The 24,955-nt window shown below is 53.1% G+C and carries 23 protein-coding genes and 1 tRNA gene; 6 read left to right on the top strand and 18 right to left on the bottom strand.

The annotated features are described in order from the left end of the window. Positions 1 to 24 precede the first annotated feature (24 nt). The 4 genes from rpoB to A4Z71_RS06085 form a co-directional block, all read right to left on the bottom strand. Positions 25 to 3,654: a DNA-directed RNA polymerase subunit beta gene (rpoB, locus tag A4Z71_RS06070; protein ID WP_070955013.1), complete on the bottom strand. Its 3,630-nt coding sequence runs from the start codon at positions 3,652 to 3,654 to the stop codon at positions 25 to 27. A 197-nt stretch (positions 3,655 to 3,851) separates the two neighbouring features. After that, entirely contained in the window at positions 3,852 to 4,253 is a 402-nt protein-coding gene (locus A4Z71_RS06075) for a hypothetical protein (protein WP_070955014.1), read from the bottom strand. 27 nt (positions 4,254 to 4,280) lie between these two features. Next, the gene (locus A4Z71_RS07090) at positions 4,281 to 4,640 is read right to left on the bottom strand and encodes a hypothetical protein (protein WP_070955015.1); all 360 of its coding nucleotides are present in this window, start codon (positions 4,638 to 4,640) and stop codon (positions 4,281 to 4,283) included. Between the two features lie 4 nt (positions 4,641 to 4,644). Continuing rightward, positions 4,645 to 5,301, bottom strand: coding sequence for an HAD hydrolase-like protein (locus A4Z71_RS06085; RefSeq protein ID WP_158512781.1), 657 nt, complete (start codon positions 5,299 to 5,301; stop codon positions 4,645 to 4,647). A 30-nt stretch (positions 5,302 to 5,331) separates the two neighbouring features. Here A4Z71_RS06085 and A4Z71_RS06090 point away from each other — a divergent pair, with 30 nt between their 5' ends. Continuing rightward, complete coding sequence (locus A4Z71_RS06090) at positions 5,332 to 7,452, top strand: acyltransferase family protein (RefSeq protein WP_070955016.1); 2,121 nt, start codon at positions 5,332 to 5,334, stop codon at positions 7,450 to 7,452. Between the two features lie 124 nt (positions 7,453 to 7,576). Here the strand turns inward: A4Z71_RS06090 and A4Z71_RS06095 are convergent. Further along, positions 7,577 to 7,663 (bottom strand) — tRNA-Ser (locus tag A4Z71_RS06095). Positions 7,664 to 7,715: 52 nt separating this feature from the next. Between A4Z71_RS06095 and A4Z71_RS06100 the strand changes: the two genes are divergently transcribed. After that, positions 7,716 to 8,639: a cation diffusion facilitator family transporter gene (locus A4Z71_RS06100; RefSeq protein WP_070955017.1), complete on the top strand. Its 924-nt coding sequence runs from the start codon at positions 7,716 to 7,718 to the stop codon at positions 8,637 to 8,639. Here the strand turns inward: A4Z71_RS06100 and A4Z71_RS06105 are convergent. After that, complete coding sequence (locus A4Z71_RS06105) at positions 8,597 to 9,058, bottom strand: nucleoside deaminase (RefSeq protein WP_070955018.1); 462 nt, start codon at positions 9,056 to 9,058, stop codon at positions 8,597 to 8,599. The two genes, A4Z71_RS06100 and A4Z71_RS06105, sit on opposite strands and share 43 nt — an antisense overlap. Before the next feature lie 11 nt (positions 9,059 to 9,069). Here A4Z71_RS06105 and upp point away from each other — a divergent pair, with 11 nt between their 5' ends. Continuing rightward, positions 9,070 to 9,705 (top strand): uracil phosphoribosyltransferase, encoded by a 636-nt coding sequence (gene upp, locus A4Z71_RS06110; RefSeq protein WP_070955019.1) that lies wholly within the window; start codon positions 9,070 to 9,072, stop codon positions 9,703 to 9,705. Positions 9,706 to 9,812: 107 nt separating this feature from the next. On the opposite strand, the gene A4Z71_RS07045 is transcribed toward upp, so the two are convergent. Then, positions 9,813 to 10,457: a hypothetical protein gene (locus A4Z71_RS07045; protein WP_145943923.1), complete on the bottom strand. Its 645-nt coding sequence runs from the start codon at positions 10,455 to 10,457 to the stop codon at positions 9,813 to 9,815. Positions 10,458 to 10,969: 512 nt separating this feature from the next. Here A4Z71_RS07045 and A4Z71_RS06120 point away from each other — a divergent pair. Together A4Z71_RS06120 and A4Z71_RS06125 are read left to right on the top strand one after the other, a co-directional pair. Next, on the top strand, positions 10,970 to 11,647 hold the full coding sequence (locus tag A4Z71_RS06120) for a winged helix-turn-helix domain-containing protein (RefSeq protein ID WP_070955021.1): 678 nt from the start codon (positions 10,970 to 10,972) through the stop codon (positions 11,645 to 11,647). Between the two features lie 7 nt (positions 11,648 to 11,654). Continuing rightward, complete coding sequence (locus tag A4Z71_RS06125; protein WP_084028446.1) at positions 11,655 to 12,257, top strand: AAA family ATPase; 603 nt, start codon at positions 11,655 to 11,657, stop codon at positions 12,255 to 12,257. A 104-nt stretch (positions 12,258 to 12,361) separates the two neighbouring features. Here A4Z71_RS06125 and A4Z71_RS06130 read toward each other — a convergent pair whose 3' ends face one another. Both A4Z71_RS06130 and A4Z71_RS06135 read right to left on the bottom strand, forming a co-directional pair. Further along, complete coding sequence (locus tag A4Z71_RS06130) at positions 12,362 to 13,003, bottom strand: DedA family protein (protein WP_236858527.1); 642 nt, start codon at positions 13,001 to 13,003, stop codon at positions 12,362 to 12,364. 9 nt (positions 13,004 to 13,012) lie between these two features. Beyond that, entirely contained in the window at positions 13,013 to 13,591 is a 579-nt protein-coding gene (locus tag A4Z71_RS06135; RefSeq protein ID WP_070955282.1) for a nitroreductase family protein, read from the bottom strand. Positions 13,592 to 13,645: 54 nt separating this feature from the next. On the opposite strand from A4Z71_RS06135, the gene A4Z71_RS06140 reads away from it, so the two are divergent. Then, positions 13,646 to 14,527 carry a DMT family transporter gene (locus A4Z71_RS06140; protein ID WP_070955022.1) on the top strand — a complete coding sequence of 294 codons (882 nt, stop codon included), beginning with the start codon at positions 13,646 to 13,648 and terminating at the stop codon, positions 14,525 to 14,527. A 39-nt stretch (positions 14,528 to 14,566) separates the two neighbouring features. Here A4Z71_RS06140 and A4Z71_RS06145 read toward each other — a convergent pair whose 3' ends face one another. The 9 genes from A4Z71_RS06145 to A4Z71_RS06185 form a co-directional block, all read right to left on the bottom strand. Further along, positions 14,567 to 16,024 (bottom strand): polysialyltransferase family glycosyltransferase, encoded by a 1,458-nt coding sequence (locus A4Z71_RS06145; RefSeq protein WP_070955023.1) that lies wholly within the window; start codon positions 16,022 to 16,024, stop codon positions 14,567 to 14,569. A 100-nt stretch (positions 16,025 to 16,124) separates the two neighbouring features. Then, entirely contained in the window at positions 16,125 to 17,750 is a 1,626-nt protein-coding gene (locus A4Z71_RS06150; protein WP_070955024.1) for a hypothetical protein, read from the bottom strand. Between the two features lie 83 nt (positions 17,751 to 17,833). Then, complete coding sequence (locus A4Z71_RS06155) at positions 17,834 to 18,595, bottom strand: acylneuraminate cytidylyltransferase family protein (protein ID WP_070955025.1); 762 nt, start codon at positions 18,593 to 18,595, stop codon at positions 17,834 to 17,836. 9 nt (positions 18,596 to 18,604) lie between these two features. Continuing rightward, the gene (locus A4Z71_RS06160; RefSeq protein WP_070955026.1) at positions 18,605 to 19,660 is read right to left on the bottom strand and encodes a nucleotidyltransferase family protein; all 1,056 of its coding nucleotides are present in this window, start codon (positions 19,658 to 19,660) and stop codon (positions 18,605 to 18,607) included. 8 nt (positions 19,661 to 19,668) lie between these two features. After that, complete coding sequence (locus A4Z71_RS06165; protein ID WP_070955027.1) at positions 19,669 to 20,331, bottom strand: acetyltransferase; 663 nt, start codon at positions 20,329 to 20,331, stop codon at positions 19,669 to 19,671. Between the two features lie 32 nt (positions 20,332 to 20,363). Beyond that, positions 20,364 to 21,461, bottom strand: coding sequence for an N-acetylneuraminate synthase family protein (locus A4Z71_RS06170; protein WP_070955028.1), 1,098 nt, complete (start codon positions 21,459 to 21,461; stop codon positions 20,364 to 20,366). Next, a complete protein-coding gene (neuC, locus tag A4Z71_RS06175) occupies positions 21,458 to 22,684 on the bottom strand; it encodes a UDP-N-acetylglucosamine 2-epimerase (protein WP_070955029.1) in 1,227 nt (408 codons plus the stop codon). The genes A4Z71_RS06170 and neuC overlap by 4 nt, the downstream gene beginning before the upstream one ends. A 41-nt stretch (positions 22,685 to 22,725) precedes the next feature. Next, on the bottom strand, positions 22,726 to 23,940 hold the full coding sequence (locus tag A4Z71_RS06180; RefSeq protein ID WP_070955030.1) for a LegC family aminotransferase: 1,215 nt from the start codon (positions 23,938 to 23,940) through the stop codon (positions 22,726 to 22,728). Positions 23,941 to 23,949: 9 nt separating this feature from the next. After that, a complete protein-coding gene (locus A4Z71_RS06185) occupies positions 23,950 to 24,945 on the bottom strand; it encodes a GDP-mannose 4,6-dehydratase (RefSeq protein WP_070955031.1) in 996 nt (331 codons plus the stop codon). Positions 24,946 to 24,955: the final 10 nt, after the last annotated feature.

The raw sequence follows: 24,955 nt of genomic DNA on the forward strand, positions 1-24,955 counted from the left end.
GATTTTCCTTATTCCCTAAATCTCTTAGTAACCGTTGTTGAATTGATCGAATTCAACGTCAACGATTGATGCTTCGTTGCGCGAAAGGTTGATGCCGAGCTCTTCAGCAGCACGGTCTGATTCGAAGGTGTCCTCTTCTTTCAGAGCAACTGCCTGACCCTGTTCGTTGAGAACCTCAACGTTGAGTGCCAGTGACTGCATTTCTTTCGCTAGAACTCGGAATGACTCTGGGATACCAGGAGCCTGGATGTTCTCGCCCTTGACGATTGCCTCGTAGGTCTTGACACGACCGGTGATGTCGTCTGACTTGATAGTGAGCAACTCTTGCAGGGTGTGCGCTGCACCATAAGCTTGCAGTGCCCACACCTCCATCTCACCAAAGCGCTGACCACCGAACTGAGCCTTACCACCCAATGGCTGCTGGGTAATCATTGAGTAAGGACCGGTTGAACGAGCGTGAATCTTGTCGTCAACTAGGTGGTGCAGCTTCAAGATGTACATGTAACCGACCGAAATCTTCTCTGGGAACGGCTCACCTGAACGGCCATCGAACAGAGTTGCCTTACCGGTCTCGTCAACTAGACGCTGACCGTCACGGTTTGGCAGGGTCGACTTGAGCAGACCCACGATTTCGTCTTTAGAAGCGCCGTCGAAGATTGGGGTAGCAACCTTGGTGCCCGGTGCGCCTTCGCGCATCTCGGCAACCATCTGGTCGGCCCACTTGGCAACGCCTTCAACCTTCCAACCCTGCTTTGAGATCCAACCAAGGTGGGTCTCAAGAACCTGACCGAAGTTCATACGACCTGGAATACCAAGTGGGTTTAGAACTACGTCAACCGGGGTTCCGTCTTCAAGGAATGGCATGTCTTCGACCGGAAGGATCTTCGAGATAACACCCTTGTTTCCGTGGCGACCAGCAAGCTTGTCACCTTCGGTAATCTTGCGCTTCTGAGCGATGTGAACGACTACGCGTTGGTTTACACCGGCACCTAGCTCGTCGTCGCCAGCTTCGATGTCGAAGACCTTAACGCCGATGACGGTACCTTGCTCGCCGTGTGGCACCTTCAACGAGGTGTCGCGAACTTCGCGGCTCTTCTCGTTGAAGATTGCGCGTAGCAAGCGCTCTTCAGCTGAAAGCTCGGTTTCACCCTTAGGGGTAACTTTTCCGACCAGGATGTCGCCTGGGCGAACCTCAGCACCAATGCGGATGATGCCGCGCTCGTCAAGCTGAGCCAAAGCCTCTTGCGAAACGTTTGGTAGGTCGGCGGTGATTTCTTCTTTACCTAGCTTGGTGTCGCGAGCGTCAACCTCGTACTCTTCGATGTGAATCGAAGAAAGGGTGTCGTCTTTGACCAAGTTCTGGCTAAGAATGATGGCGTCTTCGAAGTTGTGACCTTCCCAAGGCATGAATGCCACGAGCAAGTTTTTACCTAATGCCAATTCACCGTTTTCGGTTGATGGACCATCAGCTAGAACTTCGCCGGCCTCAACGCGCTGACCTTCAGAAACGATGACGCGCTGGTTGATAGCGGTGCCCTGGTTTGAACGGTCGAACTTGCGAAGCACGTAAATCTTGTCGCCACCCTTGTCTTGGGTAACGGTGATGGTGTCGGCGTTTACCTCGGTTACAACACCAGCGGTCTCGTTGACAATAACTGCACCCGAGTCAATTGCAGCAACGCGCTCCATACCGGTTCCGACAAATGGTGAGTCAGAACGAAGCAGTGGAACAGCCTGACGCTGCATGTTGGCACCCATAAGCGCACGAGAAGAGTCGTCGTGCTCGAGGAACGGAATCAACGAGGTTGAAACCGAAGCCAACTGACGAGGCGAGATGTCTAGGTAGTCGACGTCTTCTGCGTCGACCTCAACAACGTCACCCTGGAAACGTGCGAAAACCTTTTTGTTGGCAAAGGTTTTGTCGGCGTTTAGTGGGGTGTCGGCTGCACCGATGGCCTTGCCCTGCTCGGCAGCGGCGTCTAGGTACTCGATCTTGCCTGAAACCTTGCCGTTGACGACCTTGTTGTAAGGAGTCTCGATGAAACCGAAGGCATTGATGCGGGCGTAGGCGGTTAGCGAACCGATTAGACCGATGTTTGGACCTTCAGGGGTTTCTACTGGACACATACGGCCGTAGTGCGATGGGTGAACGTCACGAACCTCCATCTGGGCACGCTCACGAGCGATACCACCAGGACCAAGAGCCGATAGACGACGCTTGTGCGCCAACCCGGCAAGTGGGTTGTTTTGGTCCATGAACTGTGAAAGCTGCGAAGCACCAAAGAATTCTTTGATGGCGCTGACAACTGGACGCAGGTTGATCAGGGTCTGCGGAGTAATTGCCTCGATGTCTTGGGTCGACATGCGCTCACGAACCACGCGCTCCATGCGGCTTAGACCGATGCGCACCTGGTTCTGAATTAGCTCGCCAACCGAACGGATGCGACGGTTTGAGAAGTCGTCGATGTCGTCTGATGAAACAGCGATCTTGACGTTCTTGCCACCCATCTTGATTGGGAACTCAAGACGAGCACCGGTTGAGACGGCAGAAGCGTTTGCAATCTGTAGGTCGAACAAAAGTAGGTACTTGAGGGTAGCTACAACGTCTTCGACGGTGAGGGTGTTGACGTTGGCATCAACGCTTAGACCGAGCTTGCGGTTTAGCTTGTGGCGACCGACCTTGGCAAGGTTATAGCGCTTTGATTCAAAGTAGGTCGACTTTAGCCAAGCCTCTGAAACTTCGGCACCGGCTGCCTCGCCACGAACCTTGCGGTAAAGCTCGCGAAGTGCATCTTCTTTGGTGACGATTGGGGTGGCAAAAACCTTTGAGCGGTCGTAAGCCAGGGTGTTCTCGATGATGTTGATATCGAAAGTCCAGTTAGGTGCTCCCGCCTTAACTGCTGATTCGAGGTCTTTGAACTCATCGCGAATCTGGTCTTCGGTTAGACCTAGGGCCTTTAGGAAGATGGTTGCCGAGACTTTGGTCTTGCGGTCTACCTGAACCTGAACGATTGGCTGGCCGAAGCGGGCGATTGGCTTGCGCTCGTCGCGAACCCACTCGGTCAGGAACTCTAGGTATGAACCACGGCTTGGGATGATCTGCGCCTTGTTGTTGCGCACATCGAGGTTACCCGTGGTGTTTGTCGAAACCGAGAAGTAGACACCGGGTGAACGAACTAGCTGTGAAACTACAACACGCTCGGTTCCGTTGATAACGAAGGTGCCTTTTTCGGTCATGACTGGGAAGTCACCCATGAAAACGGTCTGTGATTTGATTTCACCGGTTAGGTAGTTGGTGAACTCGGCTTTGATGTAGAGCGGCTGGGTGTAGCTCTTGCCCTTTTCTTTACACTCTTCTGGCGTGTATGAAGGGTCGTAAAGCATCGGCTCGGCAAAGGCAAGGCCCATCTTGGCATCTTGCGAAGGGTTTGCTGAGTCTTCGATTGGTGAGATTTCTTCAAAGATCTCTTCTAGACCGGTCTTAGCGGCTGGGCCTTCTTTTTCGCGCCAAGCAGGTGCACCGATTAGCCAATCAAAGCTTTCGGTCTGCAGCTGGAGCAGATCTGGTAATTCGATTGGTTCAGGGTTTTTCGCAAAGGAAAGACGCTTTGCCAATCGATCGTTCTTAGTAGTTTTTGCGTTCTTCGCAGCCAATGCTGTTCCTCCAAGGAATAGTGCCTCGAGCTAATCGCGAATTAGTTCGTGGATTTGGGTGAAAAATCGCAACCTAGAACCAGTGACGCCACAATTTGCGTCACGCGCGCAGCCAAAATATGCATGCGGGGTGTTTGGGAGCAAAAACTCAGTCTATAACGATTTCGCCACACCTGTAAACAGGTATTTGACATTTTTTAAAAGAACAGGATTAGCCGAGCGCGCAGAGTTTTTTCAAACTTTTCGACCGAACCGGCAACGGCCTTCAAATCGACCGAATCGAGCAGCATGGTCACAGTGCCATCGTCATACTGGGCCAGCACGCAGGGTTCGCGCCCGGTGGTTGCCGCTTGCACGATTGCATCGCGCTCATTCATGTGCAGCAGCTGGAAGTCGAGGCCGTAATCCGTTCGAATTCGCTTCTCCATGGCTTTCCAGCTTGGTTTTTTGCGAATTGGCGAGTGCGTGATGTCGCACAGTTTGCAATCGGCAAGCCCTAAAAGATGGCCGAACACATATTTAAGTTCGCCTATGAAGCCGCCGTCCGCTTTATAAACACCGATGAGTCTCACCGGTGTTGCTTGCTGATTATCGGTCATGTTGGTTGCCTATTTGGGTTGGTTGCCTTAGCAGGCAGTGAGGGCATCGTTAATTTCATCGGCGAGCGCCTGAGCGTTTTCAGTACCGATAAGAATTCGGGTGTAGCCAAATCCCGGAGCCAGATTTATTTGCACAACTTCTTGTCCACGCAACCAGTAGACCCAAGCTCGATCTTTGCGCCAAAGATAGGTGCCAGCAATGATTAGGCCGGGAAACGCGGTTCCTGGAATTCGCAATCCCAGGGTGCGCCAGAAAGTTTTGTCGAGCGGTTCAGCGCCGCGAATTGCACCGCCCGGAATTTTGAAGTCGCCGTGCATGCCCCAAATTTTTTCACCCGGGGTTAGTTTGATCTGCAGGTGAGTTGTGCTGAACTCGACTTTGGGCATGGTTCTACCTTATTCCCAGGTATTGGGCTAACTCCGCCGGGGTTGCCACCGCAGCATCAGCTTGAGCCCACTCATTTTCATTGCCAAATCCCCACTTGACCAAAACCACATCCACCCCGTGATGGCGAGCGCCTTCGACATCGTGGATGCGATCGCCGACCAGTACGGTGCGCTCGATGTCGTGACCCAGCTCGCGCAGACAGGTGAGCGCGTAGGTCATGACATCTATTTTTGAGGTGCGAGTGGCATCGTTTGAAGCGGTTCCGAGAAAATCAAAAAGGTCAAGAAAACCGAAATGTTCGCCAACAAGTTGGGTACCGGACAATGCTTTAGAAGTTGCTAGCGAATTTGTGAAACCTGCTTCGCGAGCGGCGGCAATAGTTTCGACAACACCGGGAAAAAGTTTTGCTCGAAGTCCAGCCTTTTGCCCGACATAAAATTCGCGATAGCTGGCGAGCAGTTTTTCGGCAAGTGCGGCATCCCCGTTGGCAAATTTGTTGAAAGTTTCAACTAGCGGCGGACCAACACAGCTGCGCAGTTGGGCATCGGTCGGAATCTCGAGGCCGTTTGATGCAAAGGTGTGCCGAAAAGATTCGAATATGCCCTCTGATGAGTCAATGATTGTGCCATCTAAATCCCAGAGGATTGTGCTGTATTTCACGCTGCCTACCTTCTCGATAAACTCTAGGCGATGAAGGTGCGAGCAGACATTCAAGCCCTGCGCGCCGCCGCTGTTGCGATGGTGCTGGCTTTTCATCTTTGGCCGCATCGATTCGCTGGCGGCTTTGGTGGAGTCGATGTTTTTTTCGTAATCTCAGGGTTTCTAATTACTGGCTCGCTGCTATCAGACAAGTGGCTTGAAGCGTTTCGTGAATCTAAGTCATCGGCACTTAGCGCATTTTGGTTGCGGCGCATTAGGCGTTTGTTGCCGATGGCGCTGCTGGTTATTTTTGCAACTGTTATTGGTTCATGGCTAATTGTTCCGGCTGCGGCCCGAAGCGAATTTACCGGAGATGCGCTTGCCAGCATTTTCTATTTTGAAAACTTCAAATTGGCTTTGAGTCAGGCCGACTATTTTGCGGCCAGTGCGGCGAATCCGTTTCAGCACTATTGGTCTTTGGCAGTTGAGGAACAGTTCTATCTGGTTTGGCCGGTACTGTTGGGGGCGCTGTTTTTTGCGGGCAAGAAACGCTTTTCGGTTGCGGTGCAGGGTGTGGTCGTCGCCGCCTCGTTCGCCTTTTCGATTTGGCAATCACACACCGATGCAACTTTTGCATACTTCAATACCCTCACCCGGGTTTGGCAGTTTGGGTTGGGTGCACTGTTGGCGGTTGGGGCGCTAGGCACCAATGGAGTCGCCACGACGCTGAGCAAGGTCGGTGCGATGCGCACCTCAGACCGGCTGCTTTCACCGAGTGCGCGTGTAGGCGTTGCCACAGTTGGTTTTGCTGCCATTGTTCTGAGCACATTTTGGCTTGATGAGAGTTTGCCGTTTCCAGGCTGGCAGGCGCTGCTGCCAACTTTGGGGGCCGGGGCAGTTATCTGGGCGAAAGCCGATTTGTCTTTTGCTTCCGATTGGCCCGGGCCAGCAGGTGCGGTTAGTCGCTTTTTCTCTCGGACAGTCATTTGGCTCGGCGACATTTCTTATTCGCTTTATCTATGGCACTGGCCGGTGATTATCCTTGCCGGTTATGCGCTTGGGCGCGAACTTAGCAATTATGAGTTGGTTGCGGTGCTGGTGCTTTGCTTGGGTTTGGCTTGGGCTTCAAAACGTTTGGTTGAAGATCGCATTCGACACTCGCAAAAAATTAGGGAACTGCCAATCTCTCGGCAATTTGCGGTCGCAGTTGCGGCAAGTGTGCTTTGCGCCGGGGCGGCACTTGGGGCCGGTTTGGCAGCCCAAGCTTCGGTGGCCGAACAACAGCAGAAACTTGTCACTGCAGAGGCAAGTGAATGTTTTGGCGCCCGCTCGGTTGGCAAAGCCGATTGCTCCCCCGTAGCAAACCAAGATGTGGTGCCGACTCTCGATTTTGCGAAACGCGATGCGGCGGATGCCGGCAGTGTTTGCATGGTTAAGGCTCTTGAAACCGAACCAAATTTTTGCCGCATCACCGAGGGCGAGGTTCGAGTCTTGCTTATCGGCGACTCACATGCGGCAACTCATCTGGGTGCGCTAAAGATTTTGGCTGAAGAGCGCGGCTGGGCACTTGATCTGAGCTATCACGCCGGCTGTTCGTTCAGCCTGGTCGAGCGCAATAGCGAAGAGCGCGGTGTGGCTTGCGCCAAATGGAACGAATTGGTAAGTGCGCAACTGGCTGCAGCCGACCCTTACGACATTGTGTTCACCGCCTCATATGCGCGCAACCGCCTGGCTGATTTGCCCGGTGTCACCGATGAGGTTTTGGCCCGAGGATTTGCGGCTGCATACACTTCGCTGCTTGAACGCGGTTCGAAACTTTATGTGATTCGCGATAATCCCGAGATGGATGCCGCGATGAAAGAGTGTTTCGAAACCGCGGTGCGTGACGCCACGATGTGTTCGATGAATGTGACTAACGCATTTGTTGGTGATGCTGCGGTTAGCGCAGCAGTCAGTTTAGGTGCCGAACTTGTCGCCGGCGCTGCTTCCACCGGGGGCTCTACCGGTCCGTATGCAAAGCAGATTCGCATCCTTGATTTCACCGATGTGTATTGCCCAGGCGGCATGTGTACGGCAAGCGTCGGCGGGGTTTACGTTTACCGCAACGCCGATCACATCAGTGCAACCTTTTCGCGATCAATGGATGAAGTGTTCGCAGCTCGATTGAGATAGGTGAGCTTTCGCCGGTTAAAACGAAACCGCCTTCGGCCTGCAGAATATTTTCTCAAACACTCAAGACCAAAGGCGGTCTCGGTCTCGGCTGTCGAATCACAGATTCGCCATACGCCAGACCTCGCGGTGACGGTGGGATTTGAACCCACGGTACGCGTTAACGTACACAACATTTCGAGTGTTGCACCTTCGGCCGCTCGGACACGTCACCGTGGAATAGGCTACTACATCGGGTAAGCACCATAAAGCGAAGTAGGAAATTCATGAGCACCGAAGGTTCGATGCGCGCAATCATTGCCGCACTGATGGCAAACATTGGAATTGCCATCACAAAATTTATTGCCGCAGCATTTTCTGGCTCGGCATCGATGTTCGCCGAAGGTATTCACTCGGTAGCTGATTCTGGAAATCAGGTTTTGCTAATTATCGGTGGCAAGCGCGCTCGCCGTGCGGCGACAGAGTCGCATCCGTTTGGTTACGGTCGCTCACGCTACATTTACGCTTTTATGGTTTCGATCGTGCTGTTCGCAATCGGTGGAATGTTTTCGATCATCGAAGGCATCAACAAGCTAAGCCACCCGCACGAACTGGAAATGGTTTGGTTGCCGCTGACGGTTTTGGCCGTTGCCATTGTCATGGAAAGCTTCTCGCTGCGCACCGCAGTAAAAGAGTCGAACCACATTCGCGGCAACCAGAACTGGGTCGAATTCGTTCGCCACGCTAAAGCACCAGAATTGCCGGTGATTTTGCTTGAGGATCTTGCCGCACTTACCGGACTAGTTTTGGCTTTCGGTGGAGTCGGTCTTTCGGTTGTGACCGGCGACCCAATTTGGGATGCTATCGGAACTTTGGCCATTGGTGGATTGCTGGTTTTGGTGGCCATCATTTTGGGTCTCGAGACCTCTTCGCTTCTGGTGGGCGAGGGCGCATCGACCGGTGACACGGCTCGCATTCGCGAAGCGCTTGTCGCAAGTGCTGGGGTGCAATCGGTGATTCACATGAAGACTCTTTACCTTGGGCCAGAAGAGTTGATGCTGGGCGCAAAGATTGCGATTGCCGAAAATTCTTCGGGTGCCGAGATTGCTGAAATTATTGACCGAGCTGAGGTTGCGGTTCGCGAGGCTGTGCCTGCGGCCCGAGTGATTTATTTAGAACCTGATTTGTTGCGCGTTGCTGCGAAAAACTGACGCAGCTGTTCAGCACATTTTTCTTCTAAAACTCCGGGGATGACTTCAACTGGTGCGCCCAGTCGAGAATCGCGCAGTAGGTCGTAAAGCGAGCCTGATGCGCCGACCCGTTCATCCCAGGCGCCGAAAACAACTTTTGGAATTCTTGCCGCCACAATGGCGCCGGCACACATCACGCAGGGCTCTAGGGTGACTATCAGCGTGCAGTTTTCTAGGCGCCAGTCACCGATTTTCTCTGCGGCTTGGCGGATTGCATTGATTTCAGCGTGACCGGTTGGGTCATCCAGGTGCTCGCGAGTGTTGTGGGCTTGGGCAATAATCTCGCCCTGCTGGTTGATGATTAGCGCCCCGACTGGAACATCGTCACCGGATTGTTCGGCCTCATTGATAGCAATTTCCATCAGGGCTGATAAATCCATAGCATTAGCCTATGCGAGTTCACATTGCCGACCATCCTCTAATTACTCACAAACTCAGCGTGCTGCGTGATAAAAACACACCATCGCCGGTTTTTCGCCAGTTGGTTGAAGAGTTGGTTACCTTGCTGGCCTATGAAGCAACGCGCGACGTGAGGGTCGAGAAAATCGAAGTTGAGACACCGGTCGCAAAGACTTTTGGTGTGCAGTTGGCGCATCCTCGACCGATTATCGTGCCGATTCTACGAGCAGGTTTAGGCATGCTTGAAGGTATGACCAAATTGCTGCCTACCGCAGAGGTTGGTTTTTTGGGCATCAAGCGAGATGAAGAAACTTTGCAGCCTTTCACCTATGCAAACCGCCTACCGGATGATTTGACTGGACGCCAGGTGTACATCATCGACCCGATGTTGGCCACTGGTGGCACCTTGATTGATTCGATCGATTATGTGTTCGAGCGCGGGGCGACTGATGTGACTGCGGTTTGCCTGATTGGTTCTCCGGAAGGTTTGGCCGCGGTCGAGGCGCACGTTGCCGGTCGCGCAGTGAAGTTGGTGCTTGGAGCACTGGATGAGAAGCTGAACGAAGTTGGGTACATCGTGCCCGGACTGGGCGATGCGGGCGATCGTCTTTACGGGACTGCGCAGTAATTTTTTGTAGATGAGTGAGTTTGTTCACTCCAAGGGTGGATTGCTCACCATAGCCGGCTTAGCTCTCTTTTTTTCCTTCCAAATCCATGAACAAAACCAAGCAACTTTTACCTAAGTATTTCGGTGTTAAGTAGGTATTTCTCAAGAGTTTTTGCCAACTCAAAACTTTTATTTTTACCTAAGTAAAACTCAACCTTTCTGATGAAGTGTGCTTCGTGAAGCCGCATCAATATTTCGCAAGTAAACCAGAGTCGACTCCCCCGAAGCTCACAAGAAAAATCTCTGGATTGAGCCAAGGTTTCAAGCCAGCGTCGGGCTGTCGCCTGGGTCACACGCATCGATTGAGCGAGCAGGGGAATCGTCGTTGTTGGGTGGACACAAAAATACCTAAGTAATTCCTGTCGGCGTTTAGCTGGTACCGCTAACAAAACTGAATTGGTCGCCCTAAGTGCCGTGAGCCCTGCATCTCTTGTGTCTGATAGCTGAGAAGGATTACCTAGGTATTTTTTAGCTCGGCGAAGTGCTGCCGCTTCCCGGTATCCGTAGGGATCAATTGAAGAGCCACCTGATGAACCCCGAACTCTACCTAAGAAAAATAGCCAGGTTTTTACCGAGGTAATCGGTAAATAGGTAGGTAATCCTTCGGTTTGAAAGAGGTAGTCTCTCGAAGGGCCAGAAACAAAACCGCAGACCTCCGACGCCAATCGATCCGACTCACCAACTAAGAGTTCCAAAATTTCCGCATCAATCATCGGCTGAGTGGACCCAGGGGAAATAGGTTGAGTGGACCCAGGGGAAATCGACTGAGTGGACCCAGAGGAAATCGACTGAGTGGACCCGGGGGAAACAGGTTCCGTTGACCTGGAAAAGAAAGTGTTCATACATCGAGAGTGAGGCCGTACAAAAATCCACGAATGGCAATCTGAAAATTTGTGGAAAACCATTCCCAGCGGGACCCCGGAATATTTGACAAAAAGAAAAACACAACGTAATTTTTTACACATGTCTAACAGCAACTTTGAAATCACTGCAGTCCGCGAAGTTTCGCGCACCCAGATGATGGCTGTTATGTGTATGTGTATGCGAATGTGTCGCTAACCCACGGAACAGCATTTTCCGATGGAGCCGGCGATCGAAAGATCCCGGCTTTTTTGTTAGCCGACACAGCCCCCACCCGACAAACACTCGTGATTCGAGTACTCGGTTCGAGTTCAGAACAACTCCAAAAAATCGCAAACACAACACACATCAAGGACTTTGAAAAATGGCAATCGCACACCTAAACAGCTACCGCACCAACACCGCAATCAAAACCGCACCAACCGCTCCTACCGCTGCGGCAATCAAAGCAGTCCCAGCCGAAACCGAAGCCCGCGGATTCGCACTATACGTCGGAATCGACGAGGCAACCGCGGCAGCAGCCGGCGTCTCACTCACCGAATTGGTAAGCGCACTTCGCAAAACCGTTGCCGAACTTGTGCCACAGGCAGCCAACGAAACCTACGCTGCTGTTGCCCTAGCTCCAAAAAATGCTGGCGGCCGCAACATCGACGCCACCCGCCTAGCCCTGCGTGACCCACGCGCACTCGACGAGTTGACCATCAAAAACCAAGGCGACAGCAACCAGCCAGCTGAAGGCGTAACCGTTGACCTGCTACGCAAGCGCGTTTACGTGAACGGCGAAAACGCCGACTTCACCGCAAAAGAATTTGAACTGCTTTCCTACCTGATCGAAAACACTGGCGAAACCATCAGCCGCCAAGAAATCGTCGAAACCGTTTGGGCCGACGAAGCCGCAGAAACCACCCCTAACGAGCGCACCATCGACGTACACATCCGCCGTTTGCGTTCAAAAATTGCCGGCTACGAAGACATCATTCGCACCGTGCGCGGTGGCGGCTACCGTTTCGACTCGCACCCAGACGTGCTTATCGAGGCATAATCTGAGGGTGCCTAAAACCAACATCAAACCAATCGACGAACTCGCCGCACTAATCACCGATCGAGTTTTAGAACTGGTGGATGAAGGCACACCCACCCCGATTGTGCTGATCGATGGCCGCGCCGGCTCAGGTAAATCAACCCTTGCCGAAAAACTGCAAAACGAACTATTTCGCAAAGGTGAGTCAGCTCCGCGAATCATCCACATGGATGACCTCTACGAAGGCTGGGATGGCCTCGAAGCGGGCAGCGATTATTTGCATCGGATGATTTTGCGACCGCTAGTAAACGGAAAATTCGACGAGCTCGGCAAACGTCAGCGGCAGGCTGAATGGCAAGAATTTGATTGGGCGGAAAATGCCCGCACCGGAAATTGGAGAGAGTTTCGTGGCGGTACTCCCCTAATTGTTGAAGGCTGCGGTTCGCTTTCGACAGCCAATGCCGAACTTGCTAACCTGACCGTCTGGCTCGAAGTTGATGAACCCACGCGCTACCAGCGCTGGGTGAACCGCGAAGGAAACGATGAATTTTTCGGTCGCTGGGCGGCGCAAGAACTCGAGTTTTACGCCCGCGAAAAATCTGCCGAAATTGCTGAACTAGTTGGTGCCTAGCGCCGGTGGGCGCCGTCCGGTGGGCGCCGCCCGGTGGGCGCCGCCGGATGGGCCGCCCGGTTGGCGAGACGCCCGGTTGGCCGGGCACGCCGCGCGGCTAGGCCTTAAACCTGCGAAGCGCGACGGTTTTTCATCCAGGTGCGCAACCCAGCAATCACCGATGCGGTGATGAAGAAAATTGCAATCGCATACGAAGCATTTTTTACCGCCGGAATGGTTGCCGCATAGTATCCGGCCAAAGTTAGCCCGGTTCCCCAAGCAATCGCACCCACCAAATTAGCGGTAAAAAACTTGTAGTAGTTCATTTTTGAAATACCTGCAATAGCCGGAATGAGTACTCGCGCCCACGGCATAAACCGAGCAATAACAACGGCCCACCAACCCCAGGCAGCATAGAACTTTTCAGACTTGGCAATTGCATTTTGCAGCCAATCGCCTTTGCGTTTATCGAGGTAGGGTCGGCCGTAGTGACGACCGAGGGTATAGCCGACCTGATCGCCCAACCAAGCGGCAATGCCCACGCCAATGGCCATCGGGATGATGTTCACATCGGGGTGATTTGAAGAAACTAGACCGGCGGCAAAGACCAGTGAGTCACCGGTGATAAACGGAACAAAGGCTCCGATAAATAGACCGGTGCCGGCAAAAACCAAACCCCAAACCGCTGCATAGAAGAGCCAAGGGCCGATTGAGTCGTACCAACCGCTGATCTCATCCGAGATGGCGGCGTAAACAATGGGGGTCACGCTATTAGTCTAAGGGCGACCGTGCAGCACGATTTCGTCAAGGGTGTGACGCTCCCGAGGTGCGTGCTCGCGTTCGACCAAACCTTGCTCGAGACCATCGAGTGAAGCAGCTGGTTTGCCAAGAGCAATTACAACTAGAACCTCGAGTGAATCTTCGAGCCCCAGGGTTTCGTGAATCGCGGTGTGGTTGATTCCACCCATAATTCGAGTTGCTAGACCCATCGAGGATGCCTGAGCAATCAGGTGACCAACCGATAGACCGGCGTCAAATTTGGCGCTGCCATAGGCGCTGCCATCCGCTTTGAATTTCTGGGTTGAAACCACGATTAGGTTTGAGGCCATCGGTGCCCATGAACGGTTGAAACCTGACAACCCCTCAGAAACTTTGGTGTGCAGGTCGGTGCCGCGCTGAAGCACCGAGTAGCGCCAAGGCTGACCGTTGTTGCCCGAAGGTGCCCAGCGCGCTGCTTCAAGAACAGCGGTTAGCTCATCTTTTGAAAGCTGGTATTCGGTGTCGTAGGCACGGGTTGAAAAGCGAGTTTCTAGAGCCGAAAGAATTGGGGTTGAGGTGTGGATTTCATGTGACATGAAAATAGCCAACCACAACATTGGGGGGTCAAATTCCCCGATAGGCTCGAAAGTATGTCACGCAAGGGTCTTTTTCTGTTTATTGCCGCGGGGGTTGCCTGGGGTTTGCCTTATTTCTTCATCCGAATTGCCGTTGAAGACTTCTCTACTCCGACAATTATTTTTGCTCGCGTTGTGGTTGGCGCAGCGGTTTTGCTGCCCCTTGCGATTCGACGTAACGCTATACGCCCGGCCTTGAAAGCATGGCCTTGGGTGCTTGCTTTCGCCTTCATTGAAATGGTTGGCCCTTGGTGGTTGATTACCGAAGCTGAGCGCAGCATCACCAGTGGTTTGGCCGGATTGCTGGTTGCCACCGTCCCATTTTTTGCGATTTTGCTAGCGCTGGTGTGGTTGAAAGATCGGTCAGTTTTGCATCCAAAAACCATCCTGGGTTTGGTGATTGGCTTTGCCGGCGTAGTTCTGCTCGTCGGAATTGACAGTTTTGCCGGTCACATCGACCCGGTGGCGGTTTTGATGATGATTGGTGCATCGATTGGGTATGCAATTGCCCCGATGATGGTTTCTCAAAAAGCGGGTGAGGTGCCGACGATCGGAGTGATTTCACTGTCGATGGTGATTGTTTCGATTGTTTATGCGCCATTTGCGTTGGCGAACTTGCCGGCTGAAATTGCAGCTGGGCCTTCGACCGAATCTTGGATTTCGCTCGTGGTTCTTGGTGTGGTTTGTTCAGCGCTAGCTTTCGTAATCTTCTTTGCGCTGATTGAGCAGATTGGCTCTGCTCGTGCGACGTTGATTACCTACCTAAACACCGCGGTTGCAATCGTGCTGGGTATTTTGTTTTTGGCAGAACCGCTTACCACCGGAATTTTGATCGGGTTCCCGATGGTGCTAATCGGTTCGTATTTCGCCAGCAAAAAGCACGCTGTAAAAGGTTAGACGCTGCGCTCTAGCGAGGATTTTGGAGTTAGCTGCGCTCTAGCGCGTCTTTAGCAGTTCGGCGTAGGGAACGCGCTTTCCGTAGAAGAAGTATCCGTCGGTAATTTCTGGCAGGTTGCCCAGGTGCACTGAAAGTTCTTCGATTGTGTCAAAGGCTCGGGCATGACCGCCGTCAATCAGTGGAGACAGGTGCTCCCAGCCTGCTAACTTCAAAATTGCGATGCGGTTTTTTAGTCCGGCGGCTTCGATCAAAGTTGCCGAGAATACTCCGACACAAATTTCGTTCTCGAGCAGAAGTTCTAGTGATGATGCGCTCTCATCGGCAATAGAGAAATTCGACGGGCCAACATCGGTAAATTCGCTGAGTTCATCCTTGGGATGTGGTTTGAAAACAACTTTGTATTCGGGTTCGAGTTTGGCTAATTCGATGGCATTTTTATAGAGCTCGAGGCCGATTAGAGGTTGGGACATAACCACCACTGTTTTTGGCGGGCGCCGATAACCGGCCGCCTCGGCGCGTTTGCGCACCGCTTCAAATTCTTCGGTGGCTCCAGAAACAACAATTTCTTGGCTGCCCGAGTTTTCGATGCCTGCTGTCCAGTACTCCCCCCAAGTCCAGATTTCGTTTGGAATGTATGGCACCTCTGGGCGAGTTGGCCAAGAGAATTGCATGTTGTATTTGCTGAATACGCCGCACTGCAGTTCGATAACTTTGATGCCGGCAGCTTGGGCTGCACCCATAAAATTCATGCGACTGGCGTTGACGATAAAAAGACGCTTAAGGTTTAGGCGCTTGAACAGGATGCGATAACCGCGGCCCTCAGCTAAAAAGTTGCGCACCGCCCAGCGTGGAAAATTCTTGTAATTTCCGGCCGAGGCACCTGCCGCCTGCTCAAGAAATTTTATTACTCGGGCATATTTTGCGTAGTCGGCTTTACTCAACCGAAGCCGAACATAGAGCGAGGCCAACAGCCCCCAACGTTTTCTGAAGTGCCCTTGCAGATTGTCGAGGTGGGGCCAGTGCCGTTCGCGATCGTATGAGCCAACGCCGAATCGAATGGCGTCATCGCCGAGCAAATCTTCAATTGGTTGGCTGAAGCGATCGATGCCTTGCGCGTTGCGGTTTGAGAATGGGGCGATCATGTCGCTGGCTTTTAGCCACTTCACGAGGCGTTCGTCACGCATTGAGTCGGGAATCAGTTTGCGCAAATACCAGCGCCAACCGGTGACACCTTTCCATAAGACTTTGTGGCCTTTTTTACCTTCAAAGCGCGGATACCCTTCGGGCAACTGAAATTTAGTTGAGGCCTTCCAAGCGTAAACACCAGAGTTTTTGGTGAGGTTGTAAAAAATTCGAAAACGCACCAGTGGCCAGATGCGAACGCCGAGGACATCCCAGCTGTAAAGGTCTTCTTCTTTTTCAATCTGCCAGAAGGCTTCACAAACTTCGCGCACGCTGGCGATTTTTTGCGGTTCTAGATTTGATTGCTGAGACATTAAGGCCTTTGTTTGTTTAGTTGCTAAGGCAATTATCCCCCGTGCGCTGATTTACTGATGCCCTAAACCAGAGTCGATATTTCTTAGAGAGGCCGGGAAATTAGGGCTGAAGACTGAGGACTAAAGACGAGTACTGTTCGGGAGACAGCGGTTTAGCAAAGTACTTGAGCGGGTTTCCGGCAATTCGAGCAGCCGCAAACTCGGCCGAGAGATCAGAATCTGCCTCAGCCAAAAGCAAGTCTCCACGTTCGGCTATAGCTCGCACGTGCTCGAAGCCTGGCAGTTTTAGCGCGATGACTTTGGCGCCTAAAGCAATGGCTTCAACCAGCGCCATCGAGTGCACTCCAACAACGAACTCACTTTTGGCAATCAGTGGAAGTGCGGGCTCATCCGGGTTAGCTAATTTGAAGTTGCTGGGTAAATACGAATAGGCGACCTTGATGGAAGTGGTTTCGGTGTCGCGCGGTGTGAAAGATGGTGCCGCGGCGGCACCGTCGGGGCCAGAAGCGCCTGCGGAACCGTCGGGGCCAGCGGCAGGGCCCGTAGCGGCGGTCGTAGCATCGGCCTCGGCCTGTGCGAAATCAATAATCAACTGGCGGTATTGCTCACGTGTTTCTTGCGGATGCGGCTTGAGTGTAATTTGCAAATCTGGGTTCGCCTTCGCCGCGCGAACAGCGAGCTCAAACAGCTTCGAAGTCTGCTGAGCCTGTGAGGCAATCAACACAGACCCGGGCAGCCGAACCGCCGAAGCCAAACCTTTACCCATTCGCTCGGCCATAGAACTTGGTGCACCGACCACCGAAATTTGCAAAGACTTTGGCGCCCCTAGGTTTTCGCCCCAAAACTCGCCCCAGGTATACAACTCATTAGGCAAATAAGCGACAGCTTCGAGAGGTTCTGCCGACTCAACCAAGGCAGCTTCAACTTGTCTCGACTCGGCAACTCGGCCAGAAAAACTGAACAGCGGATGAAACTCACTCAACAAGCCGTGCTGGGGTTCAACCACCCACACGCCCGCATCTTGGGCACCAGCAATCAGCGGGCGCTTCCAAGCGTTCACGACAAAAAGTTTCTGCACTGAAGTTTGCCGAAAAAGCTTTTTCCAGCCGATGCGCTTGGCGATGAAATCAACAATCAACCAAGTTGGGAAAGCGGCGTATTTTGACGTCAACGACTGAGCAGTGCGCGCGGAGGTCGCCGCTCGCACGGACTCGGTGCCCGCGGCGGCATGCGCACCCTCAACAGAAGCATCAGCAACCAATCCGCTTAGGGCAGCATTCAGCGAAACAATAAAGTTTTTCCAACGTGAGCGATCAACTGAACGTTTATTCAAATACGCGGGCAAGACACGCAACTGTGCGCGGCGACGGTAACGGTGCGCGAATTCAGCTTCCAACTCCTCCACGTGCGGTCGCTTGGCAACCTGCGGATTATCAGAAACCAAATCAGCATCGCCCATGCCGAAAATCAACGGGCGGGCATCCGCCTCATCCAAGATTCGCAAAATATCTGCAGAAAAAGGATCAACCCCGGCAGCATCGCGACGCAAAAACGGAATAACCGCATACTTACTCTGCGGGATTTGAAATTCACTTGGCGCCTTACGCGCAACCTTAGGCTGCTCAACACGACGCTCATAGATGCCCAACTGCTCGAGCACCTCACGCATCATCCGTTCGCGCAACACCGGCCAAAAATAAACACCGGCAATCTTCCAGTTGACCAAATCAAACTCGGCCTCGATGCGCTCGAAAACCCGCCAAACATCATCGAGCGAGGCAGGTGAAGCAGACCCAACTTGCTCAGCGATCAGCTATCGTCCCCGTTGTCTTGAATCGGAAACTCATCGGCACCGGTAACCTCTTCGATGGTTTCAATCAAACGCTTTGCTCGCTCAAAATCTTCACGCGAATCAATGTCGATGCTTGAAACCGAATCCATCACGTAAGCAGCCGCGCCCTCAACCGGCACCTTCTTAGCCGCCATCAATGCACTCAACTTGAAAATGTAAATCGCACCGTTAGGCAAATACGCCTTCGGCAAGGCCTGGCGATTCTGCCCATAAGCTTCAGGGAACATCGTCGAAACACGACCGGTTGGCCCAACGGTTAGGGCCCAATAAGGGCTTTTGTCTGGCTCAACGACTGAAACAACCGAATCAACTCCGGGGCCTAGCAGGTGAAAAGCCTCTTCAACGTGACGACCCTTGCGCCCCGGCGAAGTGGGCTGCAAATACACAATCCAAGGGTCGCTATCTTCAAGCGAAACCAATGTTTCAGGATTGTTGAAATAATCGTGCAGTGCATCGTAGGCCGAAGCTTCATCGCTGGATGCAAAAGTTGAGCGCCTAAAATCAACCGCACCAAGACGACGGGCCTCATCGAGAATCTCATCATCGTCAGAAGAGACCACAACCACATCAACTGGGGTGCCCAGTAAAAACCCTTTAGAAGAATCAATGGCGCGCTCAATCAAAGTTTTGTCGCTGATCTTCATCATGTTTTTGCCGGGTAAACCCTTTGAACCACCCCGAGCCGGGATGAAGGCGATAACTAACTCATCGTTGAGCATGATTTCCCCCTAGTAATCAAGCCAGTGTTCGAGGTTATTGCGAGCATCGTTTAGGTCATCGTGACGACCGATGTCTAACCAAGACTCGTGAATTGGAAACGCCGAAACTTTCTGGCCATTCGACTTAATCATGTCGAGCAAAGTTGGCATATCGCAATACTCACCCTGCGGAATCAAACCCAGAACCCACGGATCAAGCGCGTAAATACCGGCCGACACCATTGAGCGGTGAATTGGCTTCTCTGAAATTGACTCAACCTCGGTGCCCTCAATATTCACCACACCGTAAGGAATTTGGAATGTGTATTCGCGCACGCCCAAAGTGGCTTTGGCCTGATGCTTTTTGTGAAAGCGAACCACCGAACGAAAATCAACGTTGGTGAGCAAATCAGAATTCATGACAATAAACGGCTCGTTGACCGAACCCTGCAACTGCCCTAAAGCACCGGCTGTGCCGAGCGGTTTATCTTCGTGCAGGTATGTCACGTTGAGACCCAACCAGGCACCATCTTTGACGTGGTCGATAATCACATCGGCCAAATAGTTGACCGAAATAAACACGTTTTTGAAACCCTGCGACTTTAGCTTGCGCAAAATAATTTCAAGGATGGGTGTATCGCCAATTTTGAGCATCGGCTTGGGCACATCCTTAGTTAGTGGATAAAGGCGCACACCTTTACCACCGGCCATCAACACTACCGGGGTGCTGATTTCAAGCGGAGTGACCAGATCTTCATCGGTGTACATTCCAACCACGCGGCCATCGGCATCAACCACCGGCACATTATGAATGAGCTGCGGAATCTCACGCGTCATTACCTCTTGCCCATCTTCTTCAAGTCGAGCAACGTGTGGTCGTGAGTTCATCACCTCGGTGATTGGCGTTTCGAGTAGTAAACCGCGAAGTAACCCGCGTCGAATGTCGCCATCGGTCACGGTGCCTAACAAGCGACCGTCGGCATCAATGACCAAAGCGATTTGCTTGGCACCCTTGTTGATTGCCGAAATGGTGTCGAGCAAAGTGGCGGCTGGAGCCACAGTGAGGTCGGCTAGGTTTTTTAGCACTTAGCCTCCTATTGCTCTTCGATTGGGCTGGCCTGAGCCGGAACACCGATCGCGATGTGGTTGTCTGGGATGTCGCGGATAACCACGGCACCTGCGCCAATAATACAGTTTTCACCGATTGAGATGCCTTGAATTACGGTTGCCCCGGCACCAATGTGGGTGTTGGCACCAATGCTGACATCACCGCAAATTCGAGCACCAACCGAAACGTGCACGCTTTTTTCGATGTTCGAACCGTGCTCGATGATTGCGCCGGTGTTCACAATGGTGTTGTCGTCGATAAACACATCCGGGCCGATTATTGCGCCATTGAGCACCTGCACACCCTCGAGCATGCTGGCCGAATCGGCCACAATCGCACTTGGTGCCTCAACCTGCAAAAAGTTGAAACCGGCAGCCTTGAATTTGGCAAACACCGATGCACGACCTCGCAAACTCGAGGTTGAACCCAAACCATTGACCAGTAGAAACTCTTCGGTAGAAAACTCCATGAGGTTGGCGTCGTAACCCAACCAGGGCACATCGCTGCCGTCGGCGCGTAAGCCCAAAATTGAATCAACATCGCGCGGGGCGACATAGCCGTGCAAATCAAACCCAACTTCACTAAGGATGCTCTGCAGCACACGCGCATGCCCGCCAGAACCGAGCATCACCAGTTTTAGATCAGCCATCGACTACCTCGCTAACGCCTTGTGGAATCAACCTAGTCAACGTAGTCGCCAATTTCATAACTGGTTTCGGCTAGCGTGCCAACCACCTGATAAAAATCGAATGAGGTGCGGCCGGCACCGGGACGGCGACACTCAAGGTCATCCTCGGTGATAAGTTGCCCGGCAACGATTGGCCGCTTGGCAACCAAGCTGCGACGAACCGCAGCACGGTTAGAAACTTCAATGGGCTGACACTCTTTGACCGGCTGGCCCAGAGCTACCGTGGCTTGGCGTATTTCGCGCACCAGAGTAGCCAACTCGATTGGGTCTAGCGAAGCCTCGTGGTCTGGGCCCTCGAGCGACTTGTCTAGGGTGAAATGCTTTTCGATAACCGTGGCGCCAAGAGCAACTGAGAGAACTGAGGCGAGCACTCCGGCCGAGTGGTCGCTGTAACCAACCGGTAAACCAAAACGGTCGGCGATAACCGAGATAGCCTTCAGGTTCAAAATGTCTAGCTCAGCCGGATACTGCGTGGTGCAGTGCAGAATGGTGCATTTTTCGCGCATCAAATCTTGTACTTCGCGAACCATCCAGACAGCATCGATAACCGCATTGGTTGGCACAGCATCGGCCGCCACAATGTTATTGGCCTGAGCAAAACCGAAGGCGATGAACTTCAGCGAATGCTCGATTTCATCGAGGTTGGCCATGCCGGTTGACAAAATGACCGGCAGATTTGATAGACCCGCCTCAACCAGCATCGGGGCAAAAGTTAGATCACCCGAGGCAACCTTCACCAACGGGATGTGCAGCTCGTCAATTAGAAAACGCAGCTCGTCGAGGTCGAAACCGGTGGATAGAAAACCGATGCCAATCTTTTTGCAGTGGTCGCGAATTGCGGTGAACTCTTCGTGGCTTAGCTCGAGGCCTTTGAGCAGATCCCACTGTGAACGAGTGTCGCCGTCACCCTTCTTTTGGTATTCGGCCAACTGGGCATCTTTGCGAGCCAACTTATCGGCCGAGAAGGTTTGAAACTTGACGATGTCGGCGCCCACCTCTTTGGCAAGATCACACATCTCGAGCGCCCGCTGCAGTGAACCGTTGTGGTTGACCCCGGCTTCAGCGATTATCAAAACCTGGTTGGCGCTCATTTGTTCTCCCAAAACTTTTTCTTCGGCGGTTGCGGCAGGTCGATTTCGACCAAAACTTTGGTGGCTTTGGCGGCAAAACCCGGCTCGCCAAAAGGCGATTTTGCGGCGGCGGCTCGAGCTCTAAATTCATCGCTCAATGCTTGCTGCAGGGCTGCCAAAATTTCTGCTCGCTGAGCCTCGGGCTTTAGCACCGAGTCACCCATGGGGCGGCCTTCTTGGCGGTTTCCGATCAAAACACTGGGCACGCCAAAAATTGGGGCTTCCAAAACCGTGGATGAAGAATTGCCGGCAACCACGTCGACCTGCTTCATCATCGAGAGATAACCGAGTTGGCCGAATGATTCAACATACGAAACGCGGTCGGCATGGGTGGTTACGAATTTGGCGATGGCGGCGCGCACTTCGGCCGAGCCGATGTCGTTGTTGGTGCCGGTAATGATCAGTTGGACTGTGCCTGTGGCGGTGGGGGCGCCGGTGGTACCCGAAGCGGTTGATACCCCCGCGCCGGCGGGACCGGCAGCACTCACTGCTTCGAGTGCGGCCAGCAGCTCGTCGATTAGAACCTGAGCCGGTGCCACATCGAAGGCGGCCGGGTGGAAAGTCATCATGACGGTTTTTTCACCGAAGCGCACCCCAAATTTATGCTCAAGTTCTTCGCGACTAAGCAGTTGCAAATTGGCAATTGCATCAAGAACCGGAGCACCAAAATTGAACACTCGCTGCGGCTCTTCACCCAACTGCAGCACTCGGTCGCGGTGCTCTTCGGTGGTAACAAAGTGCAGGTACGAAAGTTTGGTAATCGAGTGGCGCAAGGCGTCATCCATGGCCCCCAAGGTGAGCTCACCACCGTGAATGTGCGCCACAGGAATCAGCAATACGGTCGCGGCAGTGGCCATTGCAAACGCCTCGAGACGATCGCCGAGAACCACAACCACATCGGGTTTTAGGTCGTTGAGTACGCGGGCAAAAGCGGCAACCGCTTCGCCGGTTTCAATAGCCGCATCGATTGATGCCGACGATTCACCCCAGATGGCAACCTCGGCTGCCGGTTCGAAACCATCCGCGTAAATTTCACTGACGGTTGAACCGTGCGCGGCCGAAAGATGAGTGCCGGTAACGATTAGTTGCAGGGTTGCTTTAGGTTCGGCAGCGACCTGGGCGATCAGATTGCGCAGTAAACCATAGTCGGCACGGGTGCCGGTCATGATTGCGATTTTGCGCATCTGCTGCTTTCTGGTCGGGTGGTCGGTGGGCGGTGAGTCGACTAACGAATGTGATTCGCCAGTCGCGGGGTTGATGGAATGCAAATCAGTGATGCGTGCAGCGCCTCAGCGGTTTTTACCGAAGCGGTTTGTGCGCCGGTGTACATGCGTTGCTTGTGCAGCAGGTTCCACATCGGACGCACCAAAAAGCCAGCATCGTGGGCCGCCTGCATTAGCTCGTCGCGCACCGCAAGTGAAGGTTCATCTAGTTGCACGGCACACAACCAGTAATTTGAAGTGGTTCGCTCTGGCTCAAATACAAAGCGCATGCCTTGGGCATCGGCAAAAGCCTCACCATAAGCAAGAGCCAAGCGTCGTTTTTGCTCAATGAAGCGATCAAACTTGTCGAGCTGGGCCATGCCAAGGGCAGCATTTAGGTTGGGCATGCGATAGTTCCAGGCGACCTCATCATGCTCGAATTCCCACTTGTGCGGCAGTTTTGCCGTGGTGGTGAGGTGCTTGGCGCGACGACCAAGTTCATCATCGTTGGTCAAAATAACGCCGCCACCACCGGTGGTGACAATTTTGTTGCCGTTGAACGAAATCATGCCGGTAACACCAAATGTGCCGGTGTGCTTTTTTTCACCCGAGCGAGTGGTGACAAATGAACCAAACGATTCTGCGGCATCTTCAACCAGTGGCACGCCAAATTCTTCGGCGATCTCGGCAATTTCTTCAATACGAACCGGATGCCCCAGAGTGTGCATCGGCGAAATAGCAGCGATGCGGCGGCCGGTCGCCGGGTTAGTGACGCGCTTACCCGATGGCAGGCTGGCATCTGCTTCGACAGACATTGAGCCAAGGGTTTCACGAAGCGCCTCGGGGCTCATGCCCAGGGTGCCGAACTCGCTGTCGATAAAGTGAGGGTTCGCACCGGTGTGCGATACCGCATTCGCGGTTGCCACAAATGAAAGGGTTGGCACGATCACTTCATCGCCGGGCTGCACTCCTGCCAAAAACAGTGCTACCTGCAAACCTACAGTTCCGTTTGAAACTGCGATGGCATGTTTAGCGCCGGTGATTTGGGCCATCCGCTGTTCAAGTTGCGGAATGAAAGCACCGACCGATGAAACGAAAGTTGAGTCTAGGCACTCGGCTAGGTAGCGCTGCTCGAGGTCGTCGATTTCAGGTTCGTGCAGACCGATTGAACCACCGGGAATTGGCGAACCAATAACCGAACGGATGCGGTCGACAAAATCTTTAGCTAGCGCACTCATGGCCGCTCACTAAACGGTGTATTCGTCGGGACGGTATTTGGCCAGGTTGACCGGATTGGTGAACCAGTCGATGGTTTTAGCCAAACCGGCTCGGAAACCCTCAACCCCCTTGATTTCAGGCTCCCAGCCCAACACGGTCTTAGCCTTTTCGTTGTTGCTGAACAGGCGCTCAACTTCGCTGTTTGCCGGGCGAATGCGGTTTGGGTCTTCAGTGGCCACTGCCCCAGCACCCATTAGCTCGTTGATGATGTCGAAGGTTTGACCAATGGTTACCTCGAAACCAACACCCAGGTTGGTTACCTCACCGAAACCGGTGCTGGCATGCAGCGCACGCTCAAAACCTTTGGCGGTGTCGGTGACATAGGTGAAATCGCGGGTTGGGGTTAACGAACCCAGGTTGATTTCTTTCTTACCAGCAGCCAACTGGCTGATGATGGTCGGAATCACCGCACGAGCAGACTGGCGCGGGCCATATGTGTTGAACGGGCGAATCGTCAAGGTTGGTAGTTCAAACGAGGTGTAGAAGCTTTTCACCATCATGTCGGCGCCAATTTTCGAAGCCGAATAGGGGCTCTGGCCCTGCAGCACGTGACCTTCATCCATTGGCACGTATTGGGCGGTGCCGTAAACCTCACTGGTTGAAGTGTGAATAAAGCGCTCGATGCCGGCATCGCGAGCCGCATTCAAAAGATTTAGCGTGCCCTGAATGTTGGTCTGCACATAAAGATCAGGGGCTACATAACTAAACGGGATGGCGATTAGCGCCGCCAAGTGCATGATGGCCTGTTGGCCCTTGGCCAACTGCGCCATGTGATATGGGTCGCGAATGTCGCCCATCACAATTTCCATGTTGGCTTTCACGTCTTTATCGATGGTGTCGAGCCAACCGTGTGAACCAATTGAGTTGTAAATGCACAGTGCCCGAACCTGGTGGCCGCTGCGAACCAATTCTTCTGCCAGGTGTGAACCGATAAAACCGTCGGCGCCAGTTAGAAAGACCTTCATAGCGGTCAAG

Source organism: Candidatus Rhodoluna planktonica, from assembly GCF_001854225.1.
Lineage (GTDB): Bacteria > Actinomycetota > Actinomycetes > Actinomycetales > Microbacteriaceae > Rhodoluna > Rhodoluna planktonica.

Bases quoted from the DNA above. Each gene is read 5' to 3' on its own strand.
- A4Z71_RS07045 (WP_145943923.1), bottom strand. From the start codon at position 10,457: ATGATTGATGCGGAAATTTTGGAACTCTTAGTTGGTGAGTCGGATCGA.
- upp (WP_070955019.1), top strand. From the start codon at position 9,070: ATGCGAGTTCACATTGCCGACCATCCTCTAATTACTCACAAACTCAGC.
- A4Z71_RS06185 (WP_070955031.1), bottom strand. From the start codon at position 24,945: ATGAAGGTCTTTCTAACTGGCGCCGACGGTTTTATCGGTTCACACCTG.
- A4Z71_RS07090 (WP_070955015.1), bottom strand. From the start codon at position 4,640: ATGCCCAAAGTCGAGTTCAGCACAACTCACCTGCAGATCAAACTAACC.
- A4Z71_RS06120 (WP_070955021.1), top strand. From the start codon at position 10,970: ATGGCAATCGCACACCTAAACAGCTACCGCACCAACACCGCAATCAAA.
- A4Z71_RS06105 (WP_070955018.1), bottom strand. From the start codon at position 9,058: ATGGATTTATCAGCCCTGATGGAAATTGCTATCAATGAGGCCGAACAA.
- A4Z71_RS06155 (WP_070955025.1), bottom strand. From the start codon at position 18,595: ATGCTCAACGATGAGTTAGTTATCGCCTTCATCCCGGCTCGGGGTGGT.
- A4Z71_RS06100 (WP_070955017.1), top strand. From the start codon at position 7,716: ATGAGCACCGAAGGTTCGATGCGCGCAATCATTGCCGCACTGATGGCA.
- A4Z71_RS06165 (WP_070955027.1), bottom strand. From the start codon at position 20,331: ATGGCTGATCTAAAACTGGTGATGCTCGGTTCTGGCGGGCATGCGCGT.
- neuC (WP_070955029.1), bottom strand. From the start codon at position 22,684: ATGCGCAAAATCGCAATCATGACCGGCACCCGTGCCGACTATGGTTTA.
- A4Z71_RS06145 (WP_070955023.1), bottom strand. From the start codon at position 16,024: ATGTCTCAGCAATCAAATCTAGAACCGCAAAAAATCGCCAGCGTGCGC.
- A4Z71_RS06180 (WP_070955030.1), bottom strand. From the start codon at position 23,940: ATGAGTGCGCTAGCTAAAGATTTTGTCGACCGCATCCGTTCGGTTATT.
- A4Z71_RS06135 (WP_070955282.1), bottom strand. From the start codon at position 13,591: ATGTCACATGAAATCCACACCTCAACCCCAATTCTTTCGGCTCTAGAA.
- A4Z71_RS06075 (WP_070955014.1), bottom strand. From the start codon at position 4,253: ATGACCGATAATCAGCAAGCAACACCGGTGAGACTCATCGGTGTTTAT.
- A4Z71_RS06140 (WP_070955022.1), top strand. From the start codon at position 13,646: ATGTCACGCAAGGGTCTTTTTCTGTTTATTGCCGCGGGGGTTGCCTGG.
- A4Z71_RS06090 (WP_070955016.1), top strand. From the start codon at position 5,332: ATGAAGGTGCGAGCAGACATTCAAGCCCTGCGCGCCGCCGCTGTTGCG.
- A4Z71_RS06170 (WP_070955028.1), bottom strand. From the start codon at position 21,461: ATGAGCGCCAACCAGGTTTTGATAATCGCTGAAGCCGGGGTCAACCAC.